General features: G+C 62.2%; 19 protein-coding genes. 8 read left to right on the plus strand and 11 right to left on the minus strand.

All coding sequences use genetic code 11. The features are described from left to right. Nucleotides 1-9: 9 nt before the first annotated feature. The 5 genes from FYK55_RS15410 to FYK55_RS15430 form a co-directional block, all read right to left on the minus strand. Complete coding sequence (locus FYK55_RS15410) at nt 10-1965, minus strand: hypothetical protein (RefSeq protein WP_150077332.1); 1956 nt, start codon at nt 1963-1965, stop codon at nt 10-12. Between the two features lie 336 nt (nt 1966-2301). Then, entirely contained in the window at nt 2302-2964 is a 663-nt protein-coding gene (locus FYK55_RS15415) for a hypothetical protein (protein WP_150077333.1), read from the minus strand. Between the two features lie 136 nt (nt 2965-3100). Then, nucleotides 3101-4309, minus strand: a complete 1209-nt coding sequence (gene dprA / locus FYK55_RS15420; RefSeq protein ID WP_150077334.1) for a DNA-processing protein DprA — start codon at nt 4307-4309, stop codon at nt 3101-3103. A gap of 193 nt (nt 4310-4502) precedes the next feature. After that, nucleotides 4503-5123 carry a phosphatidylglycerophosphatase and protein-tyrosine phosphatase 1 family protein gene (locus tag FYK55_RS15425; RefSeq protein WP_150077335.1) on the minus strand — a complete coding sequence of 207 codons (621 nt, stop codon included), beginning with the start codon at nt 5121-5123 and terminating at the stop codon, nt 4503-4505. A gap of 105 nt (nt 5124-5228) precedes the next feature. Beyond that, nucleotides 5229-6638 carry a PQQ-binding-like beta-propeller repeat protein gene (locus FYK55_RS15430; RefSeq protein WP_161604530.1) on the minus strand — a complete coding sequence of 470 codons (1410 nt, stop codon included), beginning with the start codon at nt 6636-6638 and terminating at the stop codon, nt 5229-5231. 1032 nt (nt 6639-7670) lie between these two features. On the opposite strand from FYK55_RS15430, the gene FYK55_RS15435 reads away from it, so the two are divergent. The 6 genes from FYK55_RS15435 to FYK55_RS15460 all read left to right on the plus strand — a co-directional run bounded on the left by FYK55_RS15435 (nt 7671) and on the right by FYK55_RS15460 (nt 14206). Beyond that, nucleotides 7671-8807 (plus strand): TlpA disulfide reductase family protein, encoded by a 1137-nt coding sequence (locus tag FYK55_RS15435; protein WP_150077337.1) that lies wholly within the window; start codon nt 7671-7673, stop codon nt 8805-8807. A 16-nt stretch (nt 8808-8823) separates the two neighbouring features. After that, nucleotides 8824-9792, plus strand: coding sequence for a UbiA family prenyltransferase (locus tag FYK55_RS15440; protein ID WP_161604531.1), 969 nt, complete (start codon nt 8824-8826; stop codon nt 9790-9792). Nucleotides 9793-10101: 309 nt separating this feature from the next. After that, nucleotides 10102-10998 carry a TIM barrel protein gene (locus FYK55_RS15445; RefSeq protein WP_150077339.1) on the plus strand — a complete coding sequence of 299 codons (897 nt, stop codon included), beginning with the start codon at nt 10102-10104 and terminating at the stop codon, nt 10996-10998. 167 nt (nt 10999-11165) lie between these two features. After that, the gene (locus tag FYK55_RS15450) at nt 11166-11453 is read left to right on the plus strand and encodes a hypothetical protein (RefSeq protein ID WP_150077340.1); all 288 of its coding nucleotides are present in this window, start codon (nt 11166-11168) and stop codon (nt 11451-11453) included. A gap of 408 nt (nt 11454-11861) precedes the next feature. Then, nucleotides 11862-13142, plus strand: coding sequence for an ATP-dependent Clp protease ATP-binding subunit ClpX (gene clpX, locus FYK55_RS15455; protein ID WP_150077341.1), 1281 nt, complete (start codon nt 11862-11864; stop codon nt 13140-13142). Between the two features lie 272 nt (nt 13143-13414). Continuing rightward, nucleotides 13415-14206, plus strand: coding sequence for a hypothetical protein (locus tag FYK55_RS15460; RefSeq protein ID WP_161604532.1), 792 nt, complete (start codon nt 13415-13417; stop codon nt 14204-14206). A 119-nt stretch (nt 14207-14325) separates the two neighbouring features. On the opposite strand, the gene asnB is transcribed toward FYK55_RS15460, so the two are convergent. The 4 genes from asnB to FYK55_RS15480 form a co-directional block, all read right to left on the minus strand. Further along, nucleotides 14326-16236: an asparagine synthase (glutamine-hydrolyzing) gene (gene asnB / locus FYK55_RS15465; RefSeq protein ID WP_150077343.1), complete on the minus strand. Its 1911-nt coding sequence runs from the start codon at nt 16234-16236 to the stop codon at nt 14326-14328. Nucleotides 16237-16245: 9 nt separating this feature from the next. Then, nucleotides 16246-17229, minus strand: coding sequence for a serine/threonine-protein kinase (locus FYK55_RS15470; protein ID WP_150077344.1), 984 nt, complete (start codon nt 17227-17229; stop codon nt 16246-16248). Nucleotides 17230-17286: 57 nt separating this feature from the next. After that, complete coding sequence (gene pdeM / locus FYK55_RS15475) at nt 17287-17979, minus strand: ligase-associated DNA damage response endonuclease PdeM (RefSeq protein WP_150077345.1); 693 nt, start codon at nt 17977-17979, stop codon at nt 17287-17289. A gap of 127 nt (nt 17980-18106) precedes the next feature. After that, nucleotides 18107-20656 carry a U32 family peptidase gene (locus FYK55_RS15480; protein ID WP_150077346.1) on the minus strand — a complete coding sequence of 850 codons (2550 nt, stop codon included), beginning with the start codon at nt 20654-20656 and terminating at the stop codon, nt 18107-18109. Between the two features lie 418 nt (nt 20657-21074). Here FYK55_RS15480 and FYK55_RS15485 point away from each other — a divergent pair, with 418 nt between their 5' ends. Continuing rightward, a complete protein-coding gene (locus FYK55_RS15485; protein ID WP_150077347.1) occupies nt 21075-21482 on the plus strand; it encodes a hypothetical protein in 408 nt (135 codons plus the stop codon). Nucleotides 21483-21569: 87 nt separating this feature from the next. Here the strand turns inward: FYK55_RS15485 and FYK55_RS15490 are convergent, their stop codons facing one another. Together FYK55_RS15490 and FYK55_RS15495 are read right to left on the minus strand one after the other, a co-directional pair. Beyond that, nucleotides 21570-22196 (minus strand): hypothetical protein, encoded by a 627-nt coding sequence (locus tag FYK55_RS15490; RefSeq protein WP_150077348.1) that lies wholly within the window; start codon nt 22194-22196, stop codon nt 21570-21572. A 34-nt stretch (nt 22197-22230) separates the two neighbouring features. Beyond that, on the minus strand, nt 22231-23601 hold the full coding sequence (locus FYK55_RS15495) for a glycosyltransferase family 39 protein (RefSeq protein WP_150077349.1): 1371 nt from the start codon (nt 23599-23601) through the stop codon (nt 22231-22233). Between the two features lie 136 nt (nt 23602-23737). Here FYK55_RS15495 and FYK55_RS15500 point away from each other — a divergent pair, with 136 nt between their 5' ends. Continuing rightward, nucleotides 23738-26053, plus strand: coding sequence for an efflux RND transporter permease subunit (locus tag FYK55_RS15500; protein WP_150077350.1), 2316 nt, complete (start codon nt 23738-23740; stop codon nt 26051-26053). The last annotated feature ends 21 nt before the right edge of the window (nt 26054-26074 follow it).

The following is a 26074-nucleotide window of genomic DNA, read 5'->3' on the forward strand; positions in this document are numbered from 1 at the left end:
CATCCATTGTCAGTTGATGCGACAAGGGTCGGCCACCAGCGTCGTGCCGGCAATCGCGACCGGCGTTTGGGTTTGATCCACGCCCAGTGTCAGCCAACCTTCCTGGGTTTCGAACAACCGCGGCACAAATTCTCGCCCACGCAATGCCGGCATCGAAACCGTTTGCGGCACGACCCATGCTTTGTTCATCAGGACATCGGGAAATGCCTTGGCAAATCCTTTTTGGATCGATCCCCGCAGTCCCGCCTGAGCCACGCTCAGACGTTTGGTTCCGGGAAAGTTGATCTCGGCTTCGCCGACGCGTTCCAGTTGCACCCGCCCGGTGTCATCACGGATCGGACGATACGTTGCGACGACTTCCAGCGGCCGCTGCAAGCTGCGACGTCCTTGGGCGAATCGGGTGCCGCGGATTCCGATCCGCAACGTGCCCTCACGCGCCTCGAACACGACCGGGCGGCTGCGGTCAAAATCGATCTCAAACTCTTCTTCGTCCTCGGCGTCCTCCTCCGTCGACGCTTCAGAATCGTCCCCGGACCCCGCGCCATCGTCTCCGCGTGCGCGTCGCATCATCGCTGCTAACTGGGAACGGGTCATCGTGCGTCCGGCCAGGATGGTCCCCAGCGTGTTGTTGATCACCGATTCGTGGATCTGCAGCGTGAGGTCGTGCTGTTTGGTGATCGGCGGGGCGGCGAGCGGCGCGGCCAGTTGATCCGAGTCACCGATGGTCGTATTGAAAAAGACGGTGTGGCTGGTCGATCCAATGGTCCGTGGCGGTTCCTGAATGTCCAACCGCCGCAACAGTGGCGTCACACCCGACAGGAAATCAGGCGCCGGGCGGGCCGCGGTCGACGCCGTCTGTTGGGCAAACGATTTGGCAACACGATCCGCCATATGGCGTTGGGCAATCGCGTCGGCTTGTGGCTTCTGCTGGGCGGCACGTTTCCAGGCAATCTTTCGCACCAGCCGCAGCGGATGCTCGATCGCGTGGATGCGGGTCGCCAGGGCGGCCGATGACTGAACCGGCTCCAGCGCAATGCCGGCTTCATCGACGGAAAGCACGCGACTGGCCTGCACCTGACCGACGCCGGTCGTCCTCAATCGGACCGGCCCGTTGTAGCCGATGTTGTTCGTATTGACGGTCCCGTCGAGGTTCAGTTGCAGACGCACGCTGCCGATCGATGGGAGCAACGTCGCGGTCACGTTTCCAGTCAACAACGCGTCGCCCACGATCGTCGTCCCGAGGATGCAATCGCGCACCGGGGAGGGCTGATGGACGGGCCGATTGATCAACCGCTGCACCATCGACCCGTCGACGGTCAGCTGCATGTTTGATTTGCCGAATAACTGCCGGGCTTCGTCGCGAAGCGCCACGTCCTGGTTCATTCGCTCCAACAGATCCAACAGCAATCGCAGGGTTGTCAGATCGTCCGGATCGGGGACCGCGTCGGTCGCCTGCCATTTGTCGGCAAACGCATCCAGCTGCTTGGAAAGAGCCTCGATGGTGCGATCCTTGCGGCGGAAGCGGAGCGAGTTTCCGTACCGCTGCGCGGCGGAACGCAGGCGCCGCACGGCATCCAATTCCAATCCGGGGTGCAACGCAGTGGCTTTCTGCTCCACTTCGATCACATCGCCGACCAGCGACGACTCATCAGCATCCGAATCAATCGCTTCCAACACTGGCGGAATCTTCAAGTACTGCAACCAGGCCTCGGCATTTTCCGGATCGGTTGAACGCCCCAGGTAGTCGCGCAAGTTTTCGACCGCCTGCAGGAAAGCCTGCTTGCTGGCGTCGACATCATCGATCCGATCCGCCTGCAGTTGGTCGGCTGAACGGCGGGCCGCCTCGGAAAGCGATTCTCGTTCGGCCGGAGTGAATTGGGCAGTCGCACGGGCACCAGGCACCAGCATCAGTCCGCCGATCAACAGGGCGGACAACAGGTGCCAACGATTCTGATTGAAGGCCATATCTATCCGAAAGGGCTTGATCGATCCTCGGGGAACGCGGATCAATCCGAAGGGGCTGGATCAATGATCCGGAAAAAACCGGCAGCTCGGAAAATAGCGAAAATGCGTCAAGAATGCAGGCGGTCGTACTGGAAACCGACAGCCAATTTCCAAATCGAGGCGGCGGCGCCAGCAAAACACCTGGGAGAATCCGTCCGGCCGATCCTGTCGTTGCAAGCCACGAAAGTTCGGCCACGCGGGGTTCGTAGTCCGTTGTTTCAACGTGGCTCAGCCTGAACGAACGGCCAGTGGAATCCGGTTTTTTTCAGAGCTTCGCCGCATCCGCGGCAAGATTGTTCACTGCGGACGCAATGCATTGCCCAGGGTCGCAATCGGACCCTCGTCGTAAACCGGGACGGGGGTGCCAGAGTTGACCTCATACAGGGTGATCCTGAGCAGTTGGTCGGCCAGCTCGCAGCGGCCGATGTGCACCCGCAGCGGCCAAGCCATACTTTTTTTGGGCGAAGCCCAGGTCACAACCGCGTCGTCGTAAAGGATCGTTTGCACCTGGATGCGGCTGTCACTCCGCATCAGGAACCCGTTGTCCGCGTCCGGTTCACTTTCACTGGCCAACTGCAGGCTTTGACCAAATTCGTCCGGCCGCGGCGGCCACGCGTCCCGCTCGGGATCAAATCGCCGGATCTCACCAAGCAACTGCTCGCCGCGATTGACGAACCCAAGCGTCACGTTGCCGGGGTCGGGTCCGGAAGGCGACTTGAAGAATTGAAACCCTTCGATGGGCAGGACCTTCAACCCCATTTTCACGGACTCGACCGAATCACGCGTTAGCGGTTGGATTGGCGGCCGACCCCAGGTCCCGAATGCGTAGCCCTCCATCTGTCGACTGGAGGGTCGATTCGAATGCGATCCGATCCAGCTGATCACCAACACGATCGCGCACACGATCAGCGCGATGCGGGAGACGACCAGGGGCTGTTGAGATGGAGTATCCGAAGTCATGGGTCGGCACAGGCCGGCAAGGAACTGAAAGGGCGTGGATGCGGATCTGCGACGAGGCGTTTCCGGGTCCGTTTGGACAAATCCACTGCCTGACTCCATTGTATGGATCCAATGGTGGTACCGGCAGATCCGCAGGTCAGATCCGGGAAACGTATTGCCCACTGAGCCGACGGATCAGCCGTCGCATTTCCAGCACACTGATCGTGGCCATCACTTGGTGGGCGGGCAGCTTGCTGTCGCCGATCACCCGATCGATCGCAGTGCTGTCCGGTTGGATGCATTCCAGAACCGATCGCTCGATGTCGTTCAAGGATAGCTCGGCCGGATTGCGGATCTCGTGACCGTCGGACGTTTTTACCGCTCGAGTCATCGGGCCCAAGGTTTCCAGAACGTCGTCAACCGATTGCACCAGCGTCGCGCCGTCACGAATCAGCTGATTGGTACCGCGGGAAGCACGGCTTGAAATCGGACCGGGAATCGCCAGGCAATCTCGATTCAGTTCGCCGGCCAGACGGGCCGTGATCAAGGCGCCGCTTCGGTCCGGTGCCTCCACGACCAGCGTTGCCAATGAGAGCGCCGCGATCAACCGATTGCGTTGCGGGAACATGCCACCACGCGGTTTGGCTTGTGGGGCGAACTCACTGACCACCGCGCCCTGGTCCGCTATCGAGTCGGCCAGCGGTGCGTGTTCGGCCGGGTAGATTTGGCCGAGTCCGCCGCCGAGTACCGCAACGGTTCGACCGCCCGCCGACAAAGCACCCTGATGTGCGGCCGCGTCGATGCCGCGTGCCAACCCGCTGACCACCGTCACGCCGGCCGACGCCAAGGCGAACGCCATCCGCTCCGCCTGGCGGGTTCCATAGGCGGTGGCGTGTCGCGTGCCGACGATCGCCACGGCAATCTCATCGCACGGCAGCATCGTCCCGCGACAGAACAGGACGGAAGGTGCGTCATCCAAATCGTTCAGCAAGTTCGGATAGGCATCGCTTCCGCGGAGCAGGACCTGGCAATCGTTCTGGCGACACCAATCCAGCACCCCTTGAGGATCCACGTGATGAGCGGCGGTCCGGATCGTGTGCACCAGCTTCGGTCCGACGCCGGGGACGGACATCAATGACGATTCGTCAGCCTGCAACACGTTCCCCGGATCCCCGAACACCTCCAGCAGCGACGCCTGGGTGCGGGGCCCCAAGCCGGGCAACAACGACAGGGTCAGTGCATCACGCAAGCGTTCGGCTTTGTCGATCGAGGCCCGCGTTTGCGATCCGCGCAATTCCGCCGCCGGTTGGAGTGGTGGCGGGGACGAATTCCCGGCCCCACCACTGGTTCGATCTGCCCCTTTCACGACGCGCTCCTGCCCCGAGGGTCGATACCCAAAGACGAAAACCCCAAGACGACGTCGAAGGATGACGGCGTCGACGCCCCCCAGAGAACATGAATTTCAGCCGAAGCGGACACTTGGATTCTCACCACCGCGGCCGCCTGAATTCTGCCCCGGTCGGACGGAGATGGAGATTATCCGATCGGGTGGTGGCAGATCAAGTTTCCGGTGGGGAAACCGCGCCGATCGGTTCGTCGATCTTGGGAAAGAACCCGGGCTCTTTTTCAGCGGCTTCCAGCGCCGCCTGGTACTCGATGACGACCGGTCGGGTTGCCAGGCGGGGATTGATGTGCGGCCGCGAGGCCAGCAAGTGCTGCTGTGCCTGCTCCGGTGTCATCTCGCGATACTTCATCAACCAGCACAGCGCCACGGTCGCACTACGAGCCCGTCCGGCCTTGCAATGGATGTAGACGCAATCGTTTTGCAGCTTGTACTTCTGAATGAACTCAACGGCCGCCTCGATGTCCTCCAGACGCGGGTGCGTGAAGTCGGTGGTGGGAATGTGCAGCTGTTCGATCCCGTGCTGGTCATACATCCGGAACGGCCCCAGGTATTCCTCGCACGTGTTGACCACCGCCCGCACCCCCTCGCCTCGCAGTGCCGCGACGTCCCTGGCGAATGGATAGGCCCCCACGATCACATGGCTGTCGATCCGATCCCACCATCGACGGCGTCGGAGCACGCGTCCAAGGAGGAAATTCCAGGCGAGCGTGGGCCAGAAAACCAAACGGGCATAAAGTCGAGCTAACAAGGTTGGCTGATTCAGACGAAGAATCATCAAGTGATGGTCAAATTCTGGAACGGCCCCTGACGCGGCGCCGACGACGGCGTCTCTCGGACTCCAGGGGAGTATCGTATTCAGGACGCGTGGTTTCCATTCAAGTTATTCCCCTGAATCGGCAACGCAGTAAAGAGTTTTTCCACTTCTGAGGTAAAGACGCCCCTGGCTGACCGCCGGGGAGGCGGAAAAACCGGTGGGATCGGTCAGGTGATTGGTCGCCAAGAGTTCCATCTCGGGTGTCGCTCGGACGACAAAGAAATCGCCACCGGGATGCACCACGTACAGGTTGCCCCCGGCAAGCACCGGCGTGGCGTATTCCATCGATCGTCGGTCGCCGAATCCGCCCCCGCCGCCGCGGCCACCGCGTCGTCCCCGATCTTCACCCGGCGGTGATCCGCCATCGGCTTGGGCCCCGCCGTCGGCCCGTGATGCGTCCAGCCGTTTTTGTCCGACCCGATCACCGGATTGGGCATCGTAGCAGGACAGCACGCCGCCGGAGAAAACGTACAGGTGACCCTGGTGCACGATGGGCGAGGCGAATCGTCCGGGGATCTTGGCGTCCCAGACGACTTGGGAATCATTCACATCACCCTTGCCGCCGGCGCGAACGGCCACCGCATCGCCGCTGCGTCCGCCGACCGCATACACCACCCCGTCGACGCCCACGGCACTGGCCGACGCCGTGCTGTCGGTCACTCCCCGCGAGTACCACCGCAGCTTGCCAGATTCCGGATTGAGCCCCCAAACTTCACCGGGAACGGAAATCACCAGATCGGTTCGGCCGTCCGCTTTGACCAGCGTCGGCGTGCTCCACGTGCCCTGGAAATCGCCGGCTTCGGTTTTCCAAGCCTGCTTTCCGGTGGCGGCATCAAACGCGAACATCGACTCGCTCTCTTCCGACGCGGTCACGATGACCATGGTCTGATCACCGCTTTGGTAAACGATCGGACTGGCGGCCGACCCCCAACGCTCGGGACCGCTGCCGGTTCCCACCGACTGTCGCCACAACTCGTTGCCTTGAAGGTCGAATGCGATGATGCCCGTCTTGCCGAAGAACGCGAACACGCGTTGGCCGTCGCTGGCCGGCGTGTGACTGGCGTACCCGTGAGCGGTGACTCCCGGCGGACGATACGGATCTTCCGGCAACACCGCATCGACCGTTTTGCTCCACAGCTGTTCGCCGCTGGCGGCGTCGTAGCAGGTCAGGTGACGCTTCAAGTCTTCCATTTCCTCGTTTTCGCCGCCGGTTCCGTACCCGGAGTAGGACGTCACGAACACCTTGTCATCCACGACGATCGGGCTGGAAACTCCGTCGCCGGGCAGCTCCGCTTTCCATCGCACGTTGGTTTGGTCGTCCCAGCGAATCGGCGGCGCCTCCTGCTCGGTGCTGGTGGAATTCCCCTCGGAGCCGAGAAACCGCTTCCAGTCCTCGGCATGAGAGAGCGAAGCGCCGGCGCCACAGAACGCGGCCACGGCCGCCGCTTGAACGACCGCGCGATGGACTCGCGGCACGATTCGCTTCAAAGTCAGCGAGCGTTGCCGTCGGGTTGCCGAACAAAATCGCTGGGGGCGGAAGCGGTCTGAGGAGCAGAGGCCGTCTGGGTGGATCGCAGGTTTCATCGGTGTCTCCCGGGGCGTGCGAGATGCCTCCAGCCCGCCTTGGTCAGCACACTGTGGTCAGCACGCTGCGGTCGGGGTCTGGAGCCGTCATCCGATCAGCAACATCGATGTTGCTGCCGTGCCGACGGAATAAGGACGAGCAATTGTCCTTGATAACCCATTTGAAACGGTCGAGTATCGATTATTCGGCCGGATGGGCCACAAAACGGGAAGCAGGCCTGACGAGACCCGCCGGGACACGGGACCGCCGTGGCGGAAGTGGGCGGTGGAGTCAGACGAATCGACCGCAAAGGTTGACGCGTCGGCCACGATTTCCTGCAAAAGGTTGTTTCTGGCAAGAGAATTGCACAGCGCTAAGGTCGCTGATCCGGCGAATGGACCACGCGGTTCACGCGACAGTGGGTCCGCCGCGCGGTCGGACCGCCAGTCCGCGTCGGGAGAGGATGCCGGAAGGACATTTCAAGGGCGCCAGGGTCGCTGTGCGGCTTCTGACCCCGACTGCTTGACCCGCACCGGAACGACCGGGACTGGTCTGCACCGGGACTGGGCTGCAACGTGCCCGGGCGCCTACAATGGTCGCTCCCCGCAGGTCGGGCCCATACCGCTCGGATCGATCGATTCGGGCAGCCCCGGCTGGATCGGATGCGCGAATTGTCCCCCGAACGCGCGTGTTCCGATATCGCCCACCCGGCCATTCCCCGCCCCAACCACCCGCCCAAACCACCCAACGCCAACGCGATTTGCAAACCTGGTCGCTGTCGGCGTCCGTCACGACGGATCGTCGACAACAAGGCCCCTCAACACGAAGACCTTCGACCAGTTCGTTGACCGCCTGTGGCCTTTTGCCATCTTCGACGGCTCCCCCATCGCGACGTGACGCAGTTGGGTGCCGGCACTGTACCTTTCAACCGTAAGAGATTTTTCATGAAACGCCTGGCAATCATCCTGCTGACTTGTGCCGCCGTTGCGGCCGCGACGCTGCAGCCGGCCGAAGCGGAACCTTCGCTGACGATCGGATCCAAGGCTCCGGCGCTGGACATCGAACATTGGGTCCAGGACGGCAACGGCAAGTTCCAGCCGGTGACCGATTTCGATTCCGGAACCGTGTACGTGGTCGAGTTCTGGGCAACGTGGTGCGGACCGTGCATCTCCTCAATGCCTCACTTGGCCCAACTGCAAAACGAGTATCGCGACCGCGGCGTCCGTATCGTCAGCGTGTCGGACGAATCGCTTGACGAAGTTGAAGCGTTGCTGAAGAAGCCGTACCCGCAAAAGGAAGAGTCGTTTGCCGACGTGACGTCCGCCTATTCTCTGACGACGGATCCGGACGGGTCGACGCATCGCGATTACATGCAAGCGGCCGAGCAGCGTGGCATCCCCACGTCCTTCGTTGTCGGCAAGACCGGATTGGTCGAGTGGATCGGTCACCCGATGAAATTGGACGAACCGTTGGCAGCCGTCGTCGACGGAACCTGGGACCGCGAAGCGTTCAAGCAGGAAATGGAGCGCGAACGTCAATTCGAAGAAGCCGTGCAACAGTTCGGTCGCTTGGCCAACCAGGGCATGTTCGAGGAAGCCGCCAAGTTGTTGAACGATCAAATCGAATCGACCGAATCGGAAGAATACAAGGAGCAGTGGATGATGCTTCGGCACCGTTTCCGTTTGATGACCGGACAGGCCGACCAAGAAACCTTCGATTACTACCTGGAAGACCTGAAGAAGCGTCAGGGGACTCCTTACGCCGTCGGACAGTTCGGCATGATGCTGTTCGCCGCTTCTCAGAATGGTGGCGAGGTCGGCCCGTTGGCGAAGGAAACGATCACCGCCTTGGAAAGCGAGGTCGAGGGAGCGGAGAAGGAATTGCAACCGCTGCTGTACAACGCGTTGGCCCAGTTGCACGTGATTGAAGATCAGTTGGACCAAGCCATCGCCGCCCAAGAGAAGGCGATCGAAGTCGCCGACGACCGGCAAAAGAAACGACTGATGCCATTCTTGGAGGAGTTGAAAGCGGCCGCGGAAGAGCAGTCCGCGGGAACCGAGTCTCCGGCCGGCAAAGAGTGATCCGTTGCCGGAAGACTTGAATGATCCCGGTTCCCATGGAACGTGGACCGATTGGATGCAGTTGGTCCGCCTGCCCACGGTGTTCACGGTGCTGGCCGATGTCGGCGCCGCGTTCCTGTTGGTTGCCGGTGGACCGGTCCCACCGGCCCGTTTCGTCTTGATCGTGTTGGCCGGCGTGTCGCTGTACTGGGCGGGCATGATCCTGAACGACGTGTTCGACCTGGAGCAGGACAAAGCCGAGCGGTCCACGCGGCCGCTCGCCGCCGGACGCATCTCCCCGGCCACCGCCGCCCGGGCCGGTTGGGGCTTGTTGGTACTGGGCGTCGTGCTGGCGGCAGTCTCCGGCTACGTGCCGGCCGTGGGTGCGCCATCGACGTGGCTACCCGGCGGCATCGCGGCTTCGTTGGCGGCGTTGATCGTCGCTTATGACGGTCCGCTGAAACCCACCCCGATCGCTCCGTTGGCGATGGGCGGCTGTCGCATGTTGAGTTTCTTGCTGGGGGCCGCCCCGATGCTCGGCCTGGTGGACGGTGTTCCGGTGATCCCGCGCTACTTGCTGGGAATTGCCATCGGGTTTGGCGTGTACGTCATGGGGATCACGACGCTGGCGCGCGACGAAGCGACCGGTGGGCACCTGATCAATTTACGAACCGGGTTTGTGGTGATGATCATTGGTGTCGTCCTGCTAGCGTTCGCTCCGGGGTTGTCAACATTTGACGAACGAGCCGGCTGGGCATTCACCGTTGGAGAGCGATTCGTGCTGCTGATCGGGCTGATCGCGATGCCCGTGATGGTGCGAGCCCTGCGGGTGCAGCTGAACCCGGACCCGGCCGCGATCGGGAACACGATCCGCGCCGCGTTGATGACCATCATCCCGCTGGCCGCCGCGTTCGCGATGTTGGGCGCCGGGCCGTTTTGGGCGATGGTCGTGTTCGCCTTGGTGATCCCGGCCCTGGGGCTGTCGGCGCGACTGCGCGTGACGTAGCTCGTGACACGGGATTCCGGGCTGCTGCCATGTAGCGGCCGCCGGCTGGTTAGAATTGATGAGCCGAAGCCTCGGGTCCCGACAGGACGCTTTGCCGATGCGTTGACCCGACGCGAGCGCGTACGGCTTGAGGATTTCAGCCAGAGCCTATCTGGACAGCACCACTTTCAATCAATCACACCGTGATTTGCGGTGCAATGAGCGGCGAGGCGCTCGCCGCCGGTTGATGCAAGAAGACCGCGGCTAGCGCCACGCGGCTGACGCACCGTGGCACTGTCCAGCTAGGGGTTCCACGCCAGCGGGACAGCGATGACACCGGGATTCCATTGCAGCAGCTTACTTTTCCACGATCCGCCAACGCTGATCGAAAAGCTTTCCCAGCTGGGGTTTGGGGCGGTCGCCATCCGGCCGCAGCGGGCGGTTTGGGATCTGCGGGCACCCTGGTTCGAAGGCGTCTGCGACGAGATCGCCGCAGCGGCCCAGCAGCACCAGGTCGCGATCGTGATCGATCTGGATGCGCCGTACTACGATGATCCCGAACGGTCCGATCCTTTTTCGCTGGCCAGCGAGGACCCGGAGGAATCGGAACGGGCGCGGGCCCAGCTTGCCGATTGGATCGGGCGATCGGCCGACTTGTCACCGCGGGCGATCACCTTTTCCACCGGACGGGTGACTCGGGGTGACCGTTCGGCCGGGATGAAATCAAGTTTGACGCGGGACCACGCGGCGTTGGACCACGGCGGCGAACGGACGCTGGAGCAACTGGCCGAGGCCATCGGCAATCTGTCACGGCTTGCCGAATCCACGGGGACCCGGCTGGCACTCCGTCCGGTCGCCGAACATGCGATCGCGACGGTCGCACATTTCGAACGCTTCGAGCAGTGGCTGGGAACCTCGCCGCCGCTGGGGCTGGCGGCCGACGTCGGCGAAATGCTGCTCGGCGGGGAATTCCCGATCGGCGGGCGGTTGGCGCGGCTGCCCCACCGGCTGACCTGCGTCTACCTGTGCGAACCGGATCCGGACCACGGCTGCGACCAACGCTTCGGTTGCGGAGACATGGATTTAGGCCGGGTGTGGGACGTGATGACACAGAGCGGGTTTGAGGGCCCCGGGATTTTCCGGGCTTGCGGCCATTCCTGGGTCGGACTGGAACTGGCCCGGCAGGCGATCGGTCTGGTCAGGACGCACGGCGGCCGCGGCGGATAGGACGGGGGGATCGGGGTGCGACTCAGACGCGGCGGCGGGCCTCCCGGAAGCCGCCCAAATCGCGTGAAACACGAAAAAAACGTTTCACGAATGCAATTCTTCTGGACCACCCGGGTAGGACACTCCTATCATTCAATTGTCGCATGTCGGGCTGAGAAAAGACGAAGATGATGGACTTGCTGAGTGATCCGACCGTAAAGGCTGGTCTTGCACTGCTGATTGTAATCGTCCTGGCTGCAGCGGCATTTTTTCTCGTGGCAAGGTTGCGCGACTACACCGCCCAAGACTGGGATACCTCCGACGACCGCCTCTCAAACTTCGAAGAAATGCGTTTGAAAGGTGACATCAGCGAGGAGGAATTCCGAACAATACAGGCAGCAACCCGAGCGAGCGACCCGAAGGAAGCAACGCAACCGGGGACGGATTCCGACACCGAATCTGACTCCCATCGCTGAGCACCCCATTCCTTCAGACCACCTCCATTGATTCACTGACGAATCAATTGATCGACCGCCCGGATGCGAAACCTTCCGCAGTTGGCCCTCCCAATATCTACTGGGCAATCGGCTTCGGAATTCCCATCACCCACTAGTTTTACCGACCAGGGCCCAGGCATCCGTTAAGGACGACTCTTTCAAATCACCTCCCGCTCGGAAGCTGATCCCGGACTTCGTGTCCCGTATCTTCTTCCCAGCACTGACGCGAAAGAGATGCTTGAGCTGTGGGCCGAACCGTTTGAAGCATTCAACGGCCCGTCCCAATCGATGGCTGGATGCGTTTGCGGCGTGAACAGACCTCCCGTCTGTCCGACGCGACGTGGTCATTCGATTTGACGAGTCACGATTGCCCATAAGGAGTCGTATATGCCCGTCAAGGATAACAACAGCACCACTCGCGGTAGCTCGTCGAACAAGAAGAACGCGTTTTGTTCGTTCTGTCGAAAGAGCTATCGTGACGTCGGTCCGTTGGTCGAAGGCCCCGGCGATGTCTACATCTGCGCCGAGTGCATCGACCTGTGCCAATCCATCCTGGAACAGGAGGAACGGCGCCGGGGACCGACCAAGCAGTTGTTCAGTGAAATCCCGGCACCACGCAAGATTGTCGAGCACCTGGACCAGTACGTGATCGGTCAGAACGCGGCCAAACGCGTGTTGGCCGTGGCCGTTCACAACCACTACAAGCGATTGACCAGTGAATGGCAGGGTGGCTGCGATGTTGAGATCGAAAAGAGCAACATCCTGTTGGTCGGCCCGACCGGAAGCGGGAAAACGTTGCTGGCCCGTTCGCTCGCCCGCATGTTGGACGTGCCCTTCGCCATCGGTGACGCAACCACGTTGACCGAAGCCGGCTACGTCGGCGAAGACGTCGAGAACCTGCTTTTGAAACTGCTTCACGCCGCCGACTTTGACGTCGAAGCGGCGCAACGCGGGATTCTGTACATCGACGAAGTGGACAAGATCGGCAAGACCGGCGGCAACGTCTCGATCACCCGCGACGTCTCCGGCGAAGGCGTTCAGCAAAGCCTGTTGAAGATGCTTGAAGGCACCGTCGCGAACGTGCCGCCGCAGGGAGGGCGGAAGCATCCCGAACAGCAGTACATCCAGTTGGATACCAGTAACATCCTGTTCATCGTGGGCGGAACGTTTGTCGGCATCGAAGACATCATCCGCAAACGACTGGGCCACAAGACGCTGGGCTTCGGCAACGGCACCAGCCAGCTGAACGAACAGACCCGCGCCGAACTGGTCTCGGAAATCCAGGTCGAAGATGTGATGCAGTTCGGCCTGATCCCGGAGCTGGTCGGACGCTTGCCGGTGGTCAGCTACCTGCAGGAACTGGACGAAGAAGGTCTGGTTCGTGTTTTGAAGGAACCCAAGAACGCCTTGACCCGACAATTCCAAGCGCTGTTCCAAATGGAGAACTGCGAACTGGAATTTACCGATCAGGCGTTGCACCAGATCGCCCGCCGTGCCCTCGAAAAAGGCGTCGGAGCCCGTGGGTTGCGGGGCATTCTGGAAGAGGTGATGTTGGACATCATGTACGAGCTGCCCGAACAAGAAGAGGGCAAGGTCTACACGATTGACGAGAACGTGGTCGCGGGAACCCAAAAGCTGTTTCAGATGCCCACCACGAAGAGCGCTTGACGGTTACCACGCTTCTCAATCCGACTCACTCCAAAACGCCGATGGTCCCCCCGACTTCGGCGTTTTTTATTGCGCCGGGACCGCCTTCGGTCCTCGCAGCTCCAGCGGGAAACGTGCCGTCAGGACGCGGCAGGTACTTGGTGAAGAATGGGTGTTCGCCCAAGAATTCCCCATCGCGGGCACAACGATTGCTTCCCAATCCGAAAGCTCCGAGAGCGCCCGTTGCCGCTCTCCTCCGCGATTTGTCCTTCCCCGTTCCAGGAGATTCCCCCGTGTCTTCCACCATGATTCCCCGCAGATTCATTTCCTTCGGTCTAGCGTTTCTGCTCGCTCTTGCCTCACCGGGACTGCTATCGGCTCAGGACGATCAGCCAAAAGCGAATCAGAAAGACCAAGACCAGAAGTCGCAAGAAAACCAACCGACTGATCGATCTCCGACCAACGAGGAGGGGTCAGCCGACAAAGACGAAGGGAAGCAGAAAGAAGAGGTTCGCGAGCTGGAGATTTTTGAACTTCAACATCGCACGCCCCGTGAAATCCAACAGCTGATCACGATCTTCAGCACCCCCACGACGAACCCGGGACTGGGTGGGGTGTCCGCGATCCGGGATCGCCGTCGTGAACAACCCACCATCTCCGTCGACAACCAGAACGGTCTGTTGTTTGTTCGCGGATTGGAACCGGATCTGAAGCGGATTCGGAACATCATCGACGCCGTCGACGTGGATTCGGAGAAAATGGAACGTCAGAAGATTGAGGACCTCCGGGTCATCCCGCTGAGCGGGCAACAATCCAGAGAGATCCACCGGGTCCTCAGCGAGCTCCAATTGCAACACCAAATGCTGACCTGGGAAGGCGGACAAACGTTGCTCGTGTTCCATCAGCAATCCGACCGCGCGCAAGCGATGTTCCAGCAAGCCGAAAAGGTGATCGACAAGATGCTGGAAAAAGGCGAGGAACAACAGCAAGCGACGCAAAGCGGGGCAGAGAACCAGAACGGTTCACAGGACAATTCTTCCGGTGGCAACCCGTCCGCCGGAAGTAACGAGCAGGCGTCCAACTAAGCGACATTCTGCAACGCGTCGCGGAAACGGGGACGGGGGTCAATAGCCGGAACGGCCCTGCGCTGCGGGTGCTTGGCACTATTCACCCCCGTCCCCTTTTCCTTCCTCCGGAAGCAACGTCACCCAATCCAGCGGCGCAACCATTTCTCAAGGATCAACAGATTCCACAACCGATACCCGTGGTTGTGGCGGCTCTGCTCGTGCTGACCGACCAGACGTTCCACCATCTCGCGACGGAAGTAGGGTGCGATGCGGGCGTTGTCGCTCAGCAGCGTGTCATGCACCATGGGTTTCAGCTCCGTCCGGAACCAAGTCCCAATCGGGATCCCGAATCCCATTTTCTTTCGCGTGAAGATTGAACGTGGGATCAGGTCCCCGAACGTGTCCTCGAGCAACAGCTTGCCACGACGGCCGCGAAACTTCAGCGAGACGGGCAGCGAAGCGGCGAATTCCACGACGCGATGGTCCAGCATCGGCTGTCGAACCTCCAGCGAATGCGCCATCGAGGCGATGTCGACTTTGGTGCACAGATCACAAGGCAAGTAGGACAGCAAATCGGCGATCGACGCGCGGGTGACCACGTCCCGCCCCTTACTTCGCCGCCAGGCGGCATCCAGGAAATCGAACGGATCGTCTCCCGGCAGACTTTCGACGAACTCATCGGTGTACAAGTCGGCCCGCATCGACTCCGGGAAGATCTGCAGCCAATTCAGGTACCGGCGTGCGGTGGGCTGGCCGATCGCTTCCAAAAACCGTTTGCCACGCCGCATCAGCGAATTGCGTTTGTCGCTGTCAGGCAATCGTTGCACCAGGCCGATGCCGGGTAGCTGATGAACCGGAAACATCTTCTGCAATCGCCGGCTGAGCCACAGGGCGCGGTATCGGTCGTACCCGGCGAACAGCTCATCCCCGCCGTCACCCGAGAGCGCGACGGTGACTTCCCGTCGCGTCAGCTCCGAAAGGTACCAGGTTGGCACGGCGGAAGAATCACCGAACGGCTCGTCGTAATGCCAGACAAGCTTGTCGATGACGTCGACCCCGCTGGGTCGCACCTCGAAGCGTTGGTGATCGGTCCCCAGAAATTCCGCAACTTCGGCGGCGTAGCCGGTTTCATCAAAATCGGCGACCGGGAAACCGATGCTGAACGTCCGCACGGGACTGTCGCGTTGGCCTTGGGCGATGGCCGTGATCAGCGAAGAATCGATTCCGCCGGAAAGAAACGAACCCAGCGGCACGTCGCTTTGCAATCGCAGCCGCACCGAATCGGTCAGCAGTTCGCGCAGCCGTTCGGTGGCCTGAGCACGCGTTGCCGCGACTTCCACCGTGGGGTCAAAGTCCCAGTACCGCTGAACTTGCAACCGTCCTTTCTCGAACACCGCGAAGTGACCGGGCGGCAACTTTCGGACGCCCTTCCAGATCGTGCCGGGATGCGGGATGTATTGGTAGGTTAGGAATTCGTCGATTGCGCCGGGGTCAATCTCATTGCACACGCCGGGGACCGCCGCGATGGCCTTGAGTTCACTGCCGAACACCAACCGGTCACCGACCACGGCGTAGTACAGCGGTTTCTGCCCGATTCGGTCACGAGCCAATACCAATCGATTGCGGCGTGCGTCCCAGACCGCAATCGCGAACATCCCATTGAGTTCGCGGAAGCAATCGGTTCCCAGGTCTTCGTAAAGGTGCACGATGGTTTCGCCATCGCCCTCGGAGGCGAACGTGTGCCCGCTGCCCTGAAGCCGTCGTCGCAACGTGCGGTAATTGTAGATCTCGCCGTTGAAGACCATCCGGACCGAACCGTCCTCGCTGGACATCGGCTGGGCGGCGCCTTCCAAGTCGATGATCGACAGGCGGCGAAACCCCAACGCCACGCCGTAACGGCGACCTTGCCCGTCGACGTGATCCAATTTGATCCAGTGGCCTTGATCATCGGGTCCGCGATGCAGGAGCGCATCGGTCATCTTTCCCAAGGTTTCCCGGTCGACGGCCTGCGTCTCCGATTGCCAAACGGCTCCCGTGATTCCACACATCTGGCCGGCTCAGCCCTGATCCAGCTGCGGCACAAAACTGGTGATCGCATCGATCAGTTCGCGCATCGTCTGGTATCGCTTGGAAGGATCTTTTTGGATCGCCCGCATGACGACCTTGTCGGCTGCCGGTGGGATGCCGCGGTCCGGTGATTTCTCACTCGGCGGCGGGACATCCGCATGAATGATGTTGCGGAACGTTTCATCGATGTTAGCGCCCCGAAACGGTTCGCGAATCGCCAATAATTCGTACAGACAAACGCCGGCGCTAAAGATGTCGCTCCGCTCGTCGATGCTGCGCACCCCCTGGATTTGTTCGGGAGACATGTACAGCGGTGTGCCGGGACGCTGGCCGCCCCCGGTCAACGTCTGCAACTGTTCTTCCTCGGCCTTTCTCAAGCGAGTGGCATCGTATCGGGTGATGGTTTGATCATCCATCGAACCCCAGACCTTCGCCGTTCCCCAATCGAGCAAGTACACTTCGCCGAAATTGCCCAGCCAAATGTTCTCCGGCTTGACGTCGCGGTGGATCACCCCGCGGGCGTGCGCGTAGGCGAGCGCTTTGCAGGCGTCGGCCAGCGCGTCGACCCGCCGCGCCGCTGGAAACGCCTGGGCAATGTCTCGATTGCCCCGCGCAATCTGCTTGAGAACTTCAAACAGGTTCTCCCCGGAAATCCGTTTCATCACAAAGTAGACACCGTGCACCAGGTCGTTGCCGATGTCGTAGACCGGCACGGTATTGGGATGCTGCAACTGCGCCGTCACCCGAGCCTCCCGCAACAGTCGGCGGCGGTCATTGGGCACGCCGCGGTTTTCCACGTGCAGCATCTTGATCGCCACCGTCCGGCCGGTGACGGGATCAAATCCGGCTTTCAAGACGCCGTTTCCGCCCCGCGCGATCTCACGGAGTCCGCTGTAACGTCCAATTCCCGGGGCAACCTTGCGGGGCAGATCCGGGTCCGTGCCGGACAGGATGATGGTCGGTTCTTGTTGCATCTCAAAGGCCGTTGGGGGCAGAGGTCTCGCCCATTGTAGCGCTGATTGACACGTCGGTCAGCCGTGCTGGAATTCCAAAAGCTGCTGCTGCGCCACCACCCAAACTCGCTCCCGGGGGCGAGGACGGATCACGTGGGTGCCGGTAAACGCTCCCATGGCCGGGAGCGTCAAACAGCCCCCGGAGTACCAGAAACAGGGCATTCGCCCCAGCGAGTCGTTGCCGCTTTGCAGGCGCACCGACGGATGGACGTGTCCGGCCAGCGCCAAACGCGCCGGCGGCGGAGGCTCTCCGGGATGGTGCTGCAGCCGCAAGGGACCCCTGCGGAATCCCTCCTCGACCACCCGCATCCGCCAACTTTGCGGCCAGGACCGGATCGACGCATCATGATTGCCCCGCACCAGGATCAATTCGATGTCGGCGTGGGCGGCCCGAAAGCCGGTCATCGCCTCGTGCAGGGCCGCGTCAACGGAACAACGGGCATGGACCATATCACCCAGCACGACCAACGTTTCGGCGGCCGTCTGCTCGATCAGGGTGGTGATCCGTCCCAGGGTCGATTCGGTCGGCCCCCGCGGAACGGCGAACCCACGTTTGCGAAACGTCGCGTCCTTCCCCAAATGCAAATCGGCAACGAACAGCGTCCGGCGTGCTTTCCAAAACACGCCGCCGCCGGCAAGCAGTTGCAACGCCACCCCCCGCAACGTGACATCGCGGGCGGAATCCATCGGAGCGATCGAAGCATCATCCATGGCGTCGAGTATACGCTTGGCCGATCGGATCCCAAACCCTTGCAGGGAACAGCGTGACAGCCGATTCCGACCGCTTTAGCCACTGGCAGGTGACCGTCGCTGAATCCACCGCCTGGCGGCCGGGTGGCTACAGCACCGCCAACGGATCGCGTTTCGATTCCAACGTGCCACGCGTCACGCCGACACGGTTTGTCGCACGCAACCGTTTCCAAACCGTTTCCGGACTGACGGTCCCACACAGCAACTGGCGATACAGCGCGATCGTGGTAGCAACCTGGGCCGGCGACTCTTCCAGCATTTCCAAACGGAACCAGCGCACCCCGGCGCGCAACAGGCTTTCCGCCGTTTCCGCACCGCTTTGCGGCGTCGCGTTGTAGAGGGTGTTGCGACAGGCGACATCGGCTTGCAGCGGATGCTCGGCGCCGACACGGTCGCGCAACTGCACCACATGATCATCGCAGGGACGCCCGCAGTTGGTTTTGTTGGTGCCGGGCGACAGCACTGCGCAAAAGACGCAGTGCTCCATGTGGAACATCGGGATGTGCTGATGCAGCACCACCTCCAGCCATTCGGTCGGTAGTGATCCGACCAGATCGGCCAATTGGTCGCGGTTCAAGTCGTAGGAGGCGGTCAGCCGACGGACGCCCAGCGAACGGATCCACTGAGCGGAACGATGGTTGGCAACGTTCAATGAAAAATCGGCGATGACCTCCACGCCGGATTCCCGAAAGAACTCGATCGCGGCCAGGTTGCGGGCCAGGATGAAGTCGGGCCGGTGGCGTTTGAGCACGCGCAGCAAGCCCATCTCGCCGGGCTTTTGCATCCGCACCGTTGCGATGCCGAAGGCGCTGGAGGAAGGACGGACAAGTTCCGCGGCCTGGGCATACTGGCGGATGTCATGAAAGTCCGCGTAGATCAACTCGACACCGGCGTCGATCGCCGCGGCAACCTGATCCATCGTCCGACACAGCACGGACAACTGGGGTGGCTCGGAGCCGAGGTCCCGATCGGCCGGGCTTGCGATGGGTGCCAACAAGTGTTCCCCGGCGACGCGATCGACGCCCCTGGGCGGCGGCGACTGGATCTGCTGCATCAGTCCGTCAATCGCCTGGCGACGCAACGAGTTGATCAGGCTGGCCGGCACCATCGGTTCGTCTTCCAAGGTCAGCTGCAGGTGCCGCATCGCCAGCGACGTCGCCCCCAGCCGCGAGAGTTTCTCCGCCAACATGGCTTCCGTGGCCGGGTGCTGCCGCGCCCTTTCCAGCGGCCGGTCGGATTGGACCGAATAGCTGGGGCCGTTGACCAAGGCCGCGGTTAGCTGCAGGGGCTGATTCGTCACCGCCGTGACGGAGAAGTCCACTTCACGACGGGTCACCGCATCCGGACCGCTGAATGATTGTCGCAAACGTCGATTCAATCTGGGATCATCGTTCTTGAAAATCGACGCATCGGCGGTGATCACCTGCCAATCGATCTCACCGCGTCCGAAGCCGATCCAGACCGGCTGTCCGGCGGCGACATGACGCAGTTTCTGACCGTCGACGCGGTGCAACGAATACACGCGCCCTCCCTGCATCGCCTGTTCGCTGCTGGCCGTCTCGGTCGATTCGATCGCCAGCCCATCGCCCAAAGCAAGCTCGACCTCCGTCCGCGTCAAGATTCGATCGCCATCGATTCGCTGCACTTGTCCCAAGTGGACGCCGCGTTTGGCGCTGTGCTTTCCCGGGACCAGCCGCTTGTGATCGTTTCCCTGCAACCAGCCCGGCGCGAACCCCCGCGAGAAAGACAACTCCATCTCCTGCTTGGCGGCGGCGTCGATTTCGACCACGCCCTGACGGACCGCCTGGTCGATGGCCCGCCGATAGTGCCCGGTCAGATTGGCCACGTACTCGGGTGTCTTCAGACGTCCTTCGATTTTTAACGACGCCACACCGGCGCGGGCCAATGCGACGATCGCACCATAGCCGGCCAGGTCTTGCGGGCTGAGCAGGTACCGCACGTCACCCAGATCTCGATCCTGGCCGTCGCAAACCAGTTCGTAGGGCAAGCGACAAGCCTGGGCACACTGACCCCGATTCGCACTGCGACCGCCCAACGACTCGCTGGTCAGGCACTGACCGGAGTAAGCGACGCACAGCGCCCCGTGAATGAACACCTCCAGCGGCATCTCCGTCGCCGCGGCGATCGATTCGATTTCGGCGACCGACAGTTCACGAGCGAGGACGACGCGTGAGAGCCCCAGGGCTGCCGCCACGGAGATCGTTTCGGCGCTCGTCAGACTCATCTGTGTGCTGGCGTGGATCTCGAGATCCGGACAGATCGCCCGGACCATTCGGGCGACGCCGAAATCTTGCACCAACACCGCGTCGACGCCGGCCTGGGCGATTCGCTCGATGACCGGAACCAGCCGCGGCATCTCCGAAGGGAACACCAGGGTGTTCATCGTCACGTATCCGCGGACGCCGCGCTCGCGCAGCAAACGCGTCAGGGCCTCCAGGTCGTCCAGGTGGAAATTCTTGGCCCGGTGGCGTGCGTTGAATCCACAATCGAGTCCAAAATAGATCGCGTCGGCACCGTTCTCGATCGCCGCCCGCGCGCATTCCCAGTCACCCGCGGGAGCGAGCAATTCGGGCGGGCGTGTCGTCAGAGGCGTCGTCTGGGGCGTCGGCGTGTCCATCGGAGCAAGTATGACGGTCGATGTCCGGCCTGCGTAGTGCTTGTTTGGCCCGGCGGATTGGAATCCTCGTTCCCGGGCTCCCGCCCGGGAACGCACTGGCGGCTGGCTCCGCCAGCTCCCGGTGGTGGCAGCACCATGACACCGACGTGGCGGGGCTCCCTGCGCGCGTTGTCGGCCCGCCGGCAGAGCCGGAAAAAGACAGCCGGTTCCAAGGCGGGAGCCTTGGAACCAGAGTGGCGATGCTCACCACGCGTTCCCGGGCTCCCGCCCGGGGACGCACTGGCCGCTGGCTCCGCCAGCGACCGCTCGGCAGCTCGTGCGGCTGGCTAAACGCGTCTATCGTATTCACTCCCACCGGTGATCCGGTTCCCGCCCATCCACGGCACCGCCTGCCCCGTTCACTGCGAATCCGGTTCCTATGAGCAAACAAATCTCCGATCAGTGGCTCGCGTGGCTGCTGCGACTGGTCGGATTCTCAGCCCTGTTCGCGTTCGTCGCCGCGCTGATGCCGGCTTGGTGCATTGTCGCAATCACCGACGAGCTTGATCTGGAGCCGTTTCCGGAGACCCCGTTGGCGTTTTATCTGGCACGTCATCTTTCGTTGTTGTACGGCTTTGTCGGCATCGCCTTGCTGTACCTGGCGTCCGATCTGCCACGCTATCGCCACTTGGTCGGATTCATCGCGATCGGGACGGTCGCGTTTGGCGTTCTGCAAGGTGTGATCGATTTCCAATCCGCCATGCCCACTTGGTGGACCGTCGGCGAATCGGTCAGCACAGTGGCCGGAGGATTGTTGATCGGGTGGCTGCACCGTACCTGTGAATAGACTGGGAACTGTCGATGGACTGGGGACCTGTCGATGGACCGGATCGCCGTCGGAGTCCCCGGCGGAAAGGTTCGGAGACGGGATCAATCAGCGAAACACGTACGACTGAATTCGATCGATCGCTTGCTGGATCTCATTCGTTGCCAGCAGCGGCGGGATGCGTGAAAGATAATCGGCGGGCAATCCGCGATCACGAAGAAAGACCACGACGCGTTCGTAGTCGCCGTCACGAAAGGCTTCCGCCCGTCGATAAAGCCGAACGCCCAGAATCCGATCGGCGATGGCGGTCACTTGCCGTTGCCAGACCGCGGGATCCGTTTCATCGTGGGGGATCGGTGTGCCGACGCCGCCGAAAACGTTGGTGGCCTCCAGCACCGACTGGCGCCAGGATCGACGCGTCGGTTCGGGCTGGTCGATTTCCATCAGCACCAGGTCCAAGATCTCATGAAAAACGGCGTCCACGGTGGCGTCAAACATCGCCGCCGGTGAATCGATTGTTTCGCGTCCGAACAGGGTGACGGTGACTTTGTCCAACAACCACAGTCGCTGCCCGACATCCCACTGATCAAACCAGGGCACTCCGTAGCGCCATGGTGCCGACGACTCACGCAATTGGCCGACGTGCGTGTCGACCATCATCCCGATCGCCCCGCGGACCAGATCGGCCTCGGCACCTTGCAAATTCCGCATCCCGTCGGTGGTCGGCCATGGCATCGGTTGGTACTCCGCAGCGACACAGTTTGCGGCGTCAACGGGCGTCCGCGTCCGCGATGACTGTCCCCGAGCTTCCGTGACGGTGACGTGACGGCAACAGGGATAGCGACGCCAGGATCACCAATGCGGGCATCGCCGGGGCACGCATCCGCAGGTTGCTCCAGTAAACCGCATGCACCGCCGTCAATGCGAGCACCAACGCCCACACGGCCCACCAGCGTGGCTGCAGCAGTGACCAGCGATGCCGCCAGGCCGCCCACAACATCAGCGCGTAAACGACCACGTAGAACCCGCCCACAGCCCAAACCGCGACTCTGGATCGGGACGCCACCCCGTGCGGAAAGGGGCTCCAAAGCCTCCCGACTCGGACCACCATGGACCAGCAAAACAAACCGGGGTGCCGCCGGATCGTCGCCACTGCCGCCTCGTACGCCAAGCGGTCGTCCTGGTGTTCGGTAATCGCCGGATCGATGATCGGCTTCCCCTTCCAGTTGCGTTGCCAAAAGGATTCCGTTCGAGGATCGCCTTCGTATCGATGGTCGTAGGCACGCAAGAAGGACGTAGCGTCCCAGGCGGTTCCGAATCGCCCCTGCTGTAGGTACTGATAAAACGATTCATTGTTGGCCAGCAACAAGGTGTAGCCGCCATGCGTGGTGGCCCAAACGGGATGCCCAACCGCACGCCAATTCCGAAACGTCCAGCCGCCCACCACAATCGCGACGATCGCTGCGGCGACCATGGCCGAGGTCAGGTCGCGGCGTCGGGCCCCGATCCACAGCATTGCCGCGCACACCAGCGCGGCCCAGACCAAGAAAGTGGGTCGACACAGGTAGGCCAACGCCATCAGCCCCCCCAGCGCTCCGGCCAACACCAGCCGCCGCGCGGGCCGCTCCGCGTCGATCCAACCTCCCCACGCCCACAAGACCGCAATCGAAAGTGTCGCCGCCAACGTTTCGGTCATGATCTCCGTCGACTGACGCACCAGAATGGGATCGAGAGCGATCAGGACCGCCGCCAAACCACCCGCCGCCGAGGCGTTGAAACGACTGGCCGGAGCCTGGATCGGCGATGCCATCCGGCGACCGGTCAAGAACACCAGGATTGATGTCAAAACAGCCAGCAACAGATGCAGGACCGTGATCGCCGTCCGGGCCGACCAGGGCACCGCCAGGCAAAACGCCAGCACGGCGGGATACAACGGCGGCCGGAACGCGGTCGGCTGCGGACGTCCCTCCGCGGACAACAGCCCGAAAACACCGTGGTCTGCAAGCGTTTGGGCAAGTCCAAGGTAGGCGTCTGGATCGGCGGTGAACCGATCCGCCGTGACCCACATGATGGAGACGCGTACCACCACCGTCACCGCCACGGCGAACAACAACCAACGGGAGGGCGATCGATCTGGCAACGAGTTTCCCTACAATTCGGCTTCGACAACTCCAACGCCTATCGTAGCCTGAGCGCCGCGACGTTGATATCCGGACGCCGTCGACGGCCTCCCGTTTCGCGACCGCCCCGATCCAACGACACCGATACCGACCTTCATGCAACATCTGGCCGAACTCGCGATCCGTTGGCGATGGTTGCTTGGCGTGGGTGGCATCCTGGCGCTGCTGGCGGCCTATCCCGCGGCGACCCGACTGCAAACCGACGAGAGCGTGGAGTCGTTGTTTGGCGACGACGACCCGACGCTGCAGCAGTACCGCCAAATGAAACAGTGGTTCGGAAAGGACCAGGTTCTGGTGTTGATGTACCGGGACGCCAATCTGGCCAGCGAAGAGGGGATGTCCCGCAGTCGCCGCCTGACCGAACGCGTCAAATCCCTCCGCGGGGTCAACGCCACGTTGTCGCCTTGGGTGCTCAACGAAGCCGCCGAAGGAATGAGCGCTTCCAAATTGCTTCCGTTCTCCCTGGGCGGCAAAGGCGACAAAAGCGACCTGCCAAAGTTGATGCGGCCGGAGGATCCGGTCGGCAGCGGGCTCAGCGAGATCTTTGCGGGCTACACGCATTCGCGCGACTACTCCCGTGGGGCCGTCGTGGCGATGGTCAGCGATCGCGCGGCCGCCGATGCGGTGGTGGAATTGAAAGAGGTGGCCCGTTGGTGGTCCGGCCAACCGGACGTCAGCGAGGTTTCGTTGGTCGGTGAACCGGTCTTGGTCGAACAAGCGTTCGCCCTGGTGCGGCGCGACGGCGCGCGGTTGGCCATCATCACGATCAGCCTGCTCTCGGTCGTCGTCCTGTTGTCGCTGTTCGACTATCGACTGGTGTTGATGATGGCCCTGCTGATCGGTTGGTCGGTCATCGTCACCAAAGCCACGATGTTCGCATTGGGAATCCCGCTGTCACTGATCGCCTCGATTCTGACGGCAATTGTCACCGTGGTCGCGGTCACGGCGGTGCTGCACTTGGGAGTCCGGTACCATCGCCGACGCGAACGGGGATTCACGCCGCGCGAGTCAACGTCCGAAGTGCTGCAGACGATGGCGGGGCCGATTTTTTGGACCTGCGCGACCGATGCCGCTGGTTTTGCGGCTCTTTGGTTCTCCGAAATTTTGCCGGTTCGGCAGTTCGGTTTGATGATCGCGTTGAGCGCCCTGTGCGTTTTCCTTTCGGTGCTGATGTTCACCCCGATGTGTTTGATGTTGCCCGAATGGCGGTGGTTCGACGGCGCAGCGAAAGTGCGACGCTGGCTGACCGGGCGTCTGCGCCGCGCCTGTCTGCTGATCGCGATGAAGTTCGTCCGTTACAAAGGCATCACGGTCGCCGTGTCGCTGCTGCTGGCGGCGGGCGCCGTCTTCGTGGTCAGCCGCAGCGAAACCGAAACCAGCTTCCTGAAAAACTTTCGCAAGGACAGCGACATCGTCATCGACTACGGCAATGTGGAAGAGAATCTGGGCGGGGCGGGTGTCTGGGATCTGGTTTTGGATGTTCCGGCAACGTTCTCCAACTCGTTCCTGACCGACGTGCGAACGCTGGAAGCGGACCTGATCGATCAGTTGGGCGGCCAGCGGGGATTGGCCAAGGCGATCAGCATCGCCGATGCCACCGCGGTCGTCGGCAAGTCCGGCCCGGGGAAATGGATGTCGGCACCGATCCGCATCGCCGCGATGCGGACGCGGCTGCCGACGTTCATCGACGCCTTGATTTCGAAACCGCTGCCCGAGGATCCCGAACATCGCAAACTGCGAATCATGTTGCGGAGCGCGGAGGGCCTGTCGGCGGACACCAAACGCAATTTGATTCAGGGCGTGGAACGGATCGCCGCCGAGCATGTCGCGAGGTGGCAGAACGAACTGGACGCGGTGACGCTGGCGCCGCCGATGGCAACCGGCTATTACGTGCTGATGACCCGCCTGGTCGACCAGTTGGTCGCCGACCAATGGCGTTGCTTCGCAGCGGCGGGGATCCTGATCTGGCTGCTGATGACGGCGGCCACCCGCAGCATGAGGTTGGCGACCGCGGCGTTGCTACCCAACTTGCTGCCGGCGTTTCTGGTTTTGGCAGCGGTTTCGCTTGGCGGAGCACGGATCAACATGGGGGCGGCGATGATCGCCGCCGTTTCGGTTGGACTGTCGATCGACGGTTCGGTGCACTTGCTTGCGACCTACCGCCGCCGACGGGCGCTGCGTCGCGGTAGCGGCCAGGCCGCGATCTCAGCGGCCGGCAACATCGGCGCCCCGGTGATGCTTGCCACCGTCGCCCTGGTGGCCGGATTCAGTGCGCTGTCGACCAGCGAGTTCATCCCAACGGCCACGTTCGGCACCCTGGTCGCCTGGACGCTGATCATCGGGACGGCGATCAACCTGAGCGTGCTGCCGGCGCTCGTCCGCTGGATCGACGATTCCACCCCGCCATCGTGACGGCCACCGGCGAGGGCTTGG

Source organism: Roseiconus nitratireducens, assembly GCF_008629675.1.
In the GTDB taxonomy this organism is placed as follows: domain Bacteria; phylum Planctomycetota; class Planctomycetia; order Pirellulales; family Pirellulaceae; genus Stieleria; species Stieleria nitratireducens.